Annotated in this window: 7 protein-coding genes; 4 read left to right on the top strand and 3 right to left on the bottom strand. The window is 72.4% G+C overall.

The genetic code is table 11. The features are described from left to right. Positions 1-197 precede the first annotated feature (197 nt). Both AB0C15_RS21025 and AB0C15_RS21020 read left to right on the top strand, forming a co-directional pair. Entirely contained in the window at positions 198-701 is a 504-nt protein-coding gene (locus tag AB0C15_RS21025) for a hypothetical protein (protein ID WP_357354345.1), read from the top strand. 30 nt (positions 702-731) lie between these two features. Further along, entirely contained in the window at positions 732-2,228 is a 1,497-nt protein-coding gene (locus tag AB0C15_RS21020) for a serine/threonine-protein kinase (protein WP_357354343.1), read from the top strand. Here AB0C15_RS21020 and AB0C15_RS21015 read toward each other — a convergent pair. After that, complete coding sequence (locus AB0C15_RS21015; RefSeq protein WP_357354341.1) at positions 2,215-2,547, bottom strand: hypothetical protein; 333 nt, start codon at positions 2,545-2,547, stop codon at positions 2,215-2,217. The two genes, AB0C15_RS21020 and AB0C15_RS21015, sit on opposite strands and share 14 nt — an antisense overlap. 177 nt (positions 2,548-2,724) lie before the next feature. Between AB0C15_RS21015 and AB0C15_RS21010 the strand changes: the two genes are divergently transcribed. Together AB0C15_RS21010 and AB0C15_RS21005 are read left to right on the top strand one after the other, a co-directional pair. Beyond that, positions 2,725-3,666, top strand: a complete 942-nt coding sequence (locus AB0C15_RS21010; protein WP_357354339.1) for a transporter substrate-binding domain-containing protein — start codon at positions 2,725-2,727, stop codon at positions 3,664-3,666. Next, positions 3,663-4,868, top strand: coding sequence for a hypothetical protein (locus AB0C15_RS21005; protein ID WP_357354337.1), 1,206 nt, complete (start codon positions 3,663-3,665; stop codon positions 4,866-4,868). The genes AB0C15_RS21010 and AB0C15_RS21005 overlap by 4 nt, the downstream gene beginning before the upstream one ends. A 28-nt stretch (positions 4,869-4,896) precedes the next feature. Here AB0C15_RS21005 and AB0C15_RS21000 read toward each other — a convergent pair whose 3' ends face one another. Beyond that, positions 4,897-6,087 (bottom strand): acyl-CoA dehydrogenase, encoded by a 1,191-nt coding sequence (locus AB0C15_RS21000; protein WP_357354335.1) that lies wholly within the window; start codon positions 6,085-6,087, stop codon positions 4,897-4,899. Further along, positions 6,087-8,096, bottom strand: coding sequence for a biotin carboxylase N-terminal domain-containing protein (locus AB0C15_RS20995; RefSeq protein ID WP_357354333.1), 2,010 nt, complete (start codon positions 8,094-8,096; stop codon positions 6,087-6,089). Before AB0C15_RS20995 ends, AB0C15_RS21000 begins: the two co-directional genes overlap by 1 nt.

Genomic DNA, 8,096 nt, shown 5'->3' with positions numbered 1-8,096 from the left:
CCCGACACGCCCCCCCCCCCCGGGGGGGGGGGGGGGGGGGGGGGGGGGGGGGTGGGGGGGGGGGGTGGGGGGGGGGGGGGGGGGGGGGGCAGGTTTTGGCGGTTTTGGGGATGTGGTGGTCGGGGTGAGCGGCTAGCGTGTCACCACCGCGTACGGGTCCACAGTGGTGACCGTCGCCGTGCCTGGGGAGGCCCTTCATGAAGCTGCCGCGATCCATCGCGGGCTGGACCATCGCGGTCTTCGGCGTGTTGGCGCTGGTGATGGGCGCGGTCGGGCTGCTCTGGCCGGAGGCGCAGCTGCGCATGCTCGGGTTCGAGGTGCCGGAGACGCGGGCCGTCGGTGACCACACCGGCACGTTCCTGCTGGCGTCGTCGATGGCGGCGTTCAACATGGGCGTCTACTACCTGCTCGCCACGGTGACCGAGTGGCGGTCGTTCTACCGGTTCACAGTGGTGTTCCGGCTTGTCACGTTCACCGTGTTCACCATCGCGGTGCTTGCCGACATCGCCCCCGACCGCTTCTTCGGGGTGGCGGCGTGGGAAGGGCTGGGGGCCGTGGCAACCGCCATCGGCCTGCGCCTCGATGCCCGTCGGGGCGTCCCGGCCGGTCAGGTCGGATCGTCCGAGGGTGCCGGGACGGCTGCGGTCGCCGAGGAGGGTACCGGCCCCGCCGGTGCGGCTCCGGCGGACGCGGTGCACTGAGCCATCGGTCGGGTTGGGTATTTTCGAGCGGTGACCGACACCCCGACCGGCGGCGTGCCAGTGCCGATCGTGCCCGGTCTGACTGATTTGCGGGTTTTTGCCCGGGGCGGGTACGCGACCGTCTACCAAGCCACCCAGATCTCCGTGGGTCGCGAGGTCGCCGTCAAGGTGGAGAACCGAACGCTTGACAGCGAACGGGATCAGGCCCGCTTCCTGCGCGAGGCGCGGGCGGCCGGGCGGATGTCGTCACACCCGCACGTGGTGGACCTCTTCGACGTGGGGGTCACCGTCGACCAGCACCCCTACCTGATCATGGAACTCTGCGACGGCTCGTACGCCGAACGGATGCGTACCTCACCGCTGGGCCCGGTGGAGGCGCGCGACCTGGGCATCAAGATCGCGGACGCGCTCGCCCACTCGCACGCCGCCGGGGTGCTGCACCGGGACGTGAAACCGGCGAACATCCTGCACTCGCCCTTCAACTCGGCGGTGCTCGCCGACTTCGGGCTCGCCGTCCTCGCCGAGCACCGGGACGCCTCGGTCACCCTGGAGGTGCTCACCCCGGCGTACGCGCCGCCGGAGATGTTCAGCCACAGCCCGCCGTCGCCGGCCGTGGACGTGTACGCGCTCTGCGCCACCCTCTACGCGGTGATGCACGGCCGACCTCCGCGCTGGCAGTCCGAGCGCAACCCGAGCCTGGTCACCGTGCTGGAGATGTTCAACCAGCCGATTCCCGGCCTCCCCGGGGTGCCCGACGAGCTGATCGACGTGCTGCGCGCCGGCATGGCCAACGACCCGGCCGAGCGTCCCTCCGCCCTGGAGCTGCACGACCTGCTCAGCAACCTGCCACTCGGCTCGCCGGCGGCCCCGGTCAGTGGCGCTCCGGTCAGCGGCGCCGCGACGCTCTCCGGCCCGTACGCGGCCAGCCGGCCGGTGCCCCGACCGCCCATCGAGGACACGCAGCGGGCGGTCCCCGTCGGTCGGCGGTGGCGACGCTGGCTCTTCGGCGGGGCCGGCGTGCTCGCGCTCGCCGCCTCCGCGACCGCCGGGGCCTGGGTCGCCGACCGGGCGCCACCACCCGCCCCGTACCCGTCGGCGACCCAGATCGCCGCACCGGCGACCGGGCCGCTGCCCGGCTGCACGACCGATACCGGTGCGCCCACCGCCCTGCCCGAGGGTGCCCGGTGCCTGCCTGAGCTGGAGTGTTTCGGCCCGGTACGGATCCGCGGCAGCCGCGCCGAGGCGGCCCGGCTGTCCTGCGTCGGCCGGCACACCTGGGAGACGTACGCCGAGGGCATCCTGCCGGTGTCGCTTGTCGGCGCCGACTACGACGAGGTGGCGGCGGCTCAGCCGGTGCGGCAGGTGTGCAGCGCCACCACCTTCCGCCTGACCACCGGCATCGCCGAGCCGACCGGCTGGCACCTGGAGGTGCTGCCGCCGGTGGACGGCAGCATCGATCGGACCTACAGGTGTCTGGCGGGGCGCGGCGTGGACGCGCTCACCGCGCCCACGCTCACCGGCCGCTGAGCCCGTTCGACCCGCGTCGGCGGTCACGCACCGCACGCAACGCGTCCCGGCTGTCAAGCGCGTCGAGGGTGTCCGCGTCGATCCCGTACGGCATCAGCTCGGGCGGCCCGACGGCTGCCGACCGATCCACGGGCTCCGGATCGTCGACCTGACGGGCGGCGGAGATCGCGACCCCGGCGACCATGATCATGAGCACGCTGAGTAGCGCGAGAGCCACGCCGAGGAGGTCCTGTCGGCGCCACACAACGAGCATGACCAGCGGCACGAGGGCTCCCAGCGCCGCGAGCACCGCCACCGTACGCGCATCGGGTCTGGACAATCGGCTCACCCGTCCAGCATGTCGTGACGAGCCCGGCTGTCAACCGCAGAGCCGACCGCCGCGCCGATCGACGTCGATCCGGACGCCCCGTCCGACATGCTCCGGCGCTTGCACACGCATTCGACAAGAACGGCTACTCTCGGTGTCCCGCAGGCTCTTCCGGCAGCGAGGTCGCCAATGAACTCAGGCAGTTCGCAAACCCGGCTCCGCTCGATCGCGTCGACACTCGCGGTCGCTCTCACGCTCGTGCTCGCCGCCGCCGCCGGTTGCGACAGCCGGCAGGAACCGGAGCTGCCGTCCGTGCAGGAGAAGATGCGCGAGACGCACATCTACGGTCAGTCGAAGCTCCGGATCGGTGTCGCCACGAACGAGCCGCTCATGGGCGACCTGCGCAACGGCCAGCACGTCGGGTTCGACGTCGAGATCGCCCGGTACATCGCGGCCTCCCTCGGCTACGAGGGCGACCAGCGGCTGGAGTTCGTGTCGGTCGCCACCGAGGACCGCATCCCGTCGCTCCAGGGCGGCACCGTCGACCTCGTCGTGTCCAGCTTCTCCATGACGGAGGACCGCAAGAAGCTGGTCAGCTTCGCCGGGCCGTACTTCGTCACCACGCAGGAGGTGATGGTGCCGGTCCGCCTCAAGGACGACATCCGCACCATCGAGGACCTGCGTGACCCCGCCTACAAGGTCTGCACCAGCGGCGGCTCCACCACCGAGGCCGAGTTGGAGAAGCACCAGGTCAAGACGTTCGTGGTCAAGGACGTCGGCGACTGCGTCGATGGCATCCGCAAGGGCCGCTACGACGCGGTCAGCTCCGACGAGTCGATCCTCGCCGGCTTCCTGGCCAGCTTCCCCAAGGAGTTCGAGATCGTCGACATGCCGTTCGGCACCAGCGAGTTGCTGGGCATCGGCGTGCCGATCGGTGATCCGGCGCTGCGCGACCTGGTCGCGTACTTCCTGCAGAAGAGCTACGAGCAGGGCCGGGACGGCGACGCCAGCCCCTGGCAGACCGCGTACAACCGCACCCTCGGCCCGTGGTTGAAGGCCGAGAAGCGCCAGCCACAACCGCTGGAGGTGCCGAAGCTCGTCGACTTCGACGACAAGGCGCCGGCGAAGTGAGCGCGACGCCGACCGCCACCGGCGCTGACGGGCCGGTCCCGCCACCCCGCACGGCAGTGCCCGCCGACGCGCCCACAATCCACGGTACGGCCGCGTCGCCGCCGACCGTCGACCCTCCGGCGGCCGGTGCGGGGAGTGCGGTCGCCTGGCCGGCCGGCGTGCCGGTCGCCGAACCGGCCGAGCCGGTCGTCGCCGAGGTCGAACCCGGGCGGGTCCGCTGGGATCCGGCCGAGCGGCGCGCCCGCGCCAGCCAGTCGTTCTGGACGGCAGTGGTGGGCGTACCGGCGATCTTCTCGGTGCTCCGCCTCGGCGTGGAGGCCGGCGGCGAACTCCAGACCACGCTGCTGCTGGTGGCAAACGTCGGGACGGTCAACCTGCTCGCCGGCTTCCTGACCACTGCGGCCCGGCTGCTCTCCACCGGCCTGGTCGCCGTCTTCGCGCTCGGCGCGGTGCTGGCCGTGAGCGCGGATCGGCTGCCGCCCGGCTCCCGTCGGCGTCCGCTCTTCGCCCGCTGGGCCGACATCACCCCGGCCTGGGTGGTGCTGGCCAGCTTCCTGCTCGCCCTGATCACCTGGCCGTTGCTCTACCTGCCGCTGTTGTTGCCGGCGTTCGTGGCCGCGTTCCAACTGCGTCCCGGGCGGTTGCACGAGCGGGCCGTGCCTCGGCTGCTGCTGGTCGGCGCGTTGCTCGCCGGGTACGGGTGGCTGATGCTGCCCACGATGCGTGACGCGGTGCGGCAGGGCGACGAGTGGCTGGTGCTGGCGCTCATCGTGGTGCCGCCGCTGCTGGCCCTGTTCATCGCGGGGCCGCTGCCGGGCATGGTGATCCGACCGCTCGCGTCGGTGACGGAGGTGGCGGTGCTGGCCACCCTGGTCTGGGCTGCGGTGCCGGTGATCAGCACGCCGGTGCTGCCGCTGACGGTCACCACGGTGGGCCCGGAGAGTGGGCCCACCGAGGACGTACGCGGGCACGTGGTCACCACCGACGACGTCAACATGGTGATCCTTCAGGAGCGGGGCGGCGTCCGGTACGTCCCGGTCGGCCTGGTGCGTGCTCAGGTGCTCTGCCCGAGCGAGGAGGAGTTACCCCGCCACCAACTGCGCATTCACGACTTCCACGTCGAGGATTCGCTGTTGGAGGGCATGGGGCGTCGGGTCCGCCCGGTCCACCGCATCGACGCCGCCTGCCGAATCCCGGCCTGACGCCGGCGAGCGGGCACGGCGGGTCGGGTCAGTAGGACTTGTCCTGGCCCAGGACGTGTTGGGCCACGAAGTTGAGGATCATCTCGCGGCTGACCGGGGCGATCCGACCCGCTCGGACCGCGCCGAGCAGGGTCGCCACGCCGTACTCGGTGGTCATGCCGGCACCGCCGAGCACCTGGACGGCGGTGTCCACGGCGAGTGCGGCGGCCTCCCCGGCCGCGTACTTGGCCATGTTGCCGGACACCCCGGCCTCCAGGTCACGGCCCGCGTCGTAGAGGGTGGCCGCCTTCTGGATCATGAGGCGGGCCAGTTCCACCTGCACCGCCGCGTGGGCAAGCGGATGCGACACGCCCTGGTGGGAGCCGATGCTCCGCCCACCCCAGACCTTGCGGGTGGCGGTGTACTCGCTGGCCCGCTCGATGGCGTACCGCCCGGTGCCGGCGCCCATCGCGGCCACCGTGATCCGCTCCGGGTTGAGCCCGGCGAAGAGCGCCGGCAGCCCGGCGTCGAGCGACTCACCCAGCAGGGCGTCGGCGGGCACCCGTACGTCGTCCAGGTAGAGCAGGAACTGGTTCTCCGGGGACACGATCTCCATGTCCAGCTTGGACCGGGTCAGCCCGGCCGCGTCGGTCGGCACCAGGAACAGCGCCGGCTTGAGCCTCTGCGGAGGCGTATCCCCTGAGCCGGCTGGGCCGTCGTCGACGGCGACGCGGGCCACCACCAGCACGTGACCGGCCTCGTCGACGCCGGAGATGTAGCACTTGCGGCCGTTGAGCAGCCAACCGTCACCGTCGCGGCGGGCCACCGTGCCGAGCCGGTGGAAGTTCGAGCCGGCCTCCGGCTCGGTGATCGCGAAGACGACCTTCTGCGAGCCGTCGGCGAGGCCCGGCAGGTGCCGCTTGCGCTGCTCCTCGGTGCCGTGCCGGCTGAGCACGGTGGCCGCGATGGCGGGGGAGACCACGAGCAGCAGCAGCGGACAGCCGGCGGCGGCGAGTTCCTCGCAGACGATGGCCAGCTCGGTGATGCCGCCGCCCCCGCCGCCGTACTCGGTGGGGATGTTGACCCCCAGATAGCCGAGCCGGCCGGCCTCCGCCCAGAGTTCGGTGGTGTGTTCGCCGGACTTCGCCTTCTCGACGAAGTAGGAGTGACCGTACCGGCGACCGAGCGCCCGCACGGCGTCACGCAACTGGTCCTGCTCGGGGGTGAGGTCGAAGGTCATCACGAGTCCTTTTCGTCGTCGATAACGGCCAGCACGGCGCCCGTCTGCACCTGACCGCCGGGCGGCACCGGCAACTCGGTGACCACCCCGTCGACCGGGGCGAGCACGGGATGTTCAAGCTTCATCGCTTCGAGGGTGAGCAGCGGGTCGCCCGCGGTGACCCGCTGGCCGACCTGGACGTGCACCCGGGTCACCGCGCCGGGCAGCGGCGCGAGCAGCGACCCGGCCGCCACCGCCGCGGTGGGCAACGGAAGACGCGGCAGCTCGGCGAGGCTCGCCGCCCCGTCCGGGCCGTCCACGAAGACAGCCGACCCCACCCGGTGTACGCGATACGCGCGGCGAACCCCGTCGACGTCGAGCACCACCCCGTCCGGGGTGGCCTCGACCACCGCCACGGTGGGTGCGCTGGGACGCTCGGCGGAGCCCTCGGCCGGGGACGCGCTGGACCAGTCGGCGAGCCGGCCGGTCCGATCCAGGCGGTAGCGGATCTCGATCTCGTCGCCGTCAGGCCCGACGAAGCGACTGACCTGCGGGACTGCTGGCACGTTGCGCCAGCCGGAGGGGAGCCCGCCCAGCACCGGTGCGGTCGCCCGGCGGTGTGCGGCGCCCGCCAGCGCTGCGGCGAGGGCGGTGAGTGGAACCTGATCGGCAGGCAGCAGCGGCGAGAAGACCTCCGGGTGCCGGTCCAGGAAACCGGTGTCGATGTCGCCGGCCGCGAACTCCGGGCTGCGCAGCACCCGGACCAGCAGGTCACGGTTGGTGGCCACCCCATGCAGCTCGGCCCGGGCCAGCGCGCCCGCCAGGGCCCGGGCCGCCTCGGACCGGGTCGGTGCCACGGCGATCAACTTGGCGAGCATTGAGTCGTAGTGCACGCTCACCGCGGAGCCCGTCGCGACGCCTGAATCCAGCCGCAGGCCGGCCTGCTGGAGGCCACCGAACTCCCGGTCGACCCCCGCGATCGCGAATCGGTGCAGCACACCGGTCGCGGGTCGCCAGCCCTGCGCCGGGTCCTCGGCGCACAGGCGCACCTCGATCGCGCAGCCGCGTACGCCCGGCTCGTGCAGGTCCTCCGGCAGCGCCGCGCCCTCGGCGACGAGCAGTTGCCACCGCACCAGATCCAGCCCGCCGGGCACGGTCAGCTCGGTAACCGGGTGCTCCACCTGCAAGCGGGTGTTCATCTCCAGGAAGAAGAACTCGCCTGTCGGAGCCAGCAGAAACTCCACGGTGCCGGCACCCACGTAGTCGACGGCACGTCCGGCGGACACCGCCGCCTCGTGCAGCGCGGCGCGTACCTCCTCCGGAAGCACCCCGGGGGCCTCCTCGACGATCTTCTGGTGCCGGCGCTGGATCGAGCACTCCCGCACCCCGAGGGCGGCCACCCGGCCGTGCGAGTCCCCGAGAATCTGCACCTCCACGTGCCGGCCCCGCTCGACGTACCGCTCGATGAAGACCGTGCCGTCGCCGAACGCGGAGGCCGCCTCCCGGCTGGCACTGGCGGCGGCCTCGGCCAGCTCGTCGATGTCCCGGACGATCCGCATCCCGCGCCCACCACCACCTGCGGACGCCTTCACCAGCACCGGAAAATCGTCCACCTCGTCGGCGTCGGTCCAGCTCGGCAGCATCGGCACACCCGCCTCGGCGAGCAACGCCTTCGCCGCGAGCTTGTCACCCATCGCGGCGATCACCTTGGCCGGCGGCCCGACCCAGGTCAGCCCCGCGTCGGTCACCGCTGCCGCGAACTCGGCGTTCTCGGCGAGGAACCCGTAGCCCGGGTGGACCGCGTCCGCGCCGGCCTTGCGGGCCGCGTCCAGGATCAGATCGACCCGCAGGTACGTCTCGGCCGGCGTCGCACCCGGCAACCGGACCGCCTGGTCGGCCTCGGCCACGAACGGCGCGTCGGCGTCCGCGTCGGAGTGGACGGCGACGGTCTGCACACCCATCGCCCGGCAGGTGGCGAAGACCCGGCGGGCGATTTCGCCCCGATTGGCCACGAGCAGTCGGTTGATCAT

This window comes from Micromonospora sp. NPDC048835 (genome assembly GCF_040649995.1).
Taxonomy (GTDB): domain Bacteria; phylum Actinomycetota; class Actinomycetes; order Mycobacteriales; family Micromonosporaceae; genus Micromonospora.
Note: the sequence above shows the minus strand (reverse complement) of the source record. Positions and strands in the feature narration are given on the sequence as shown.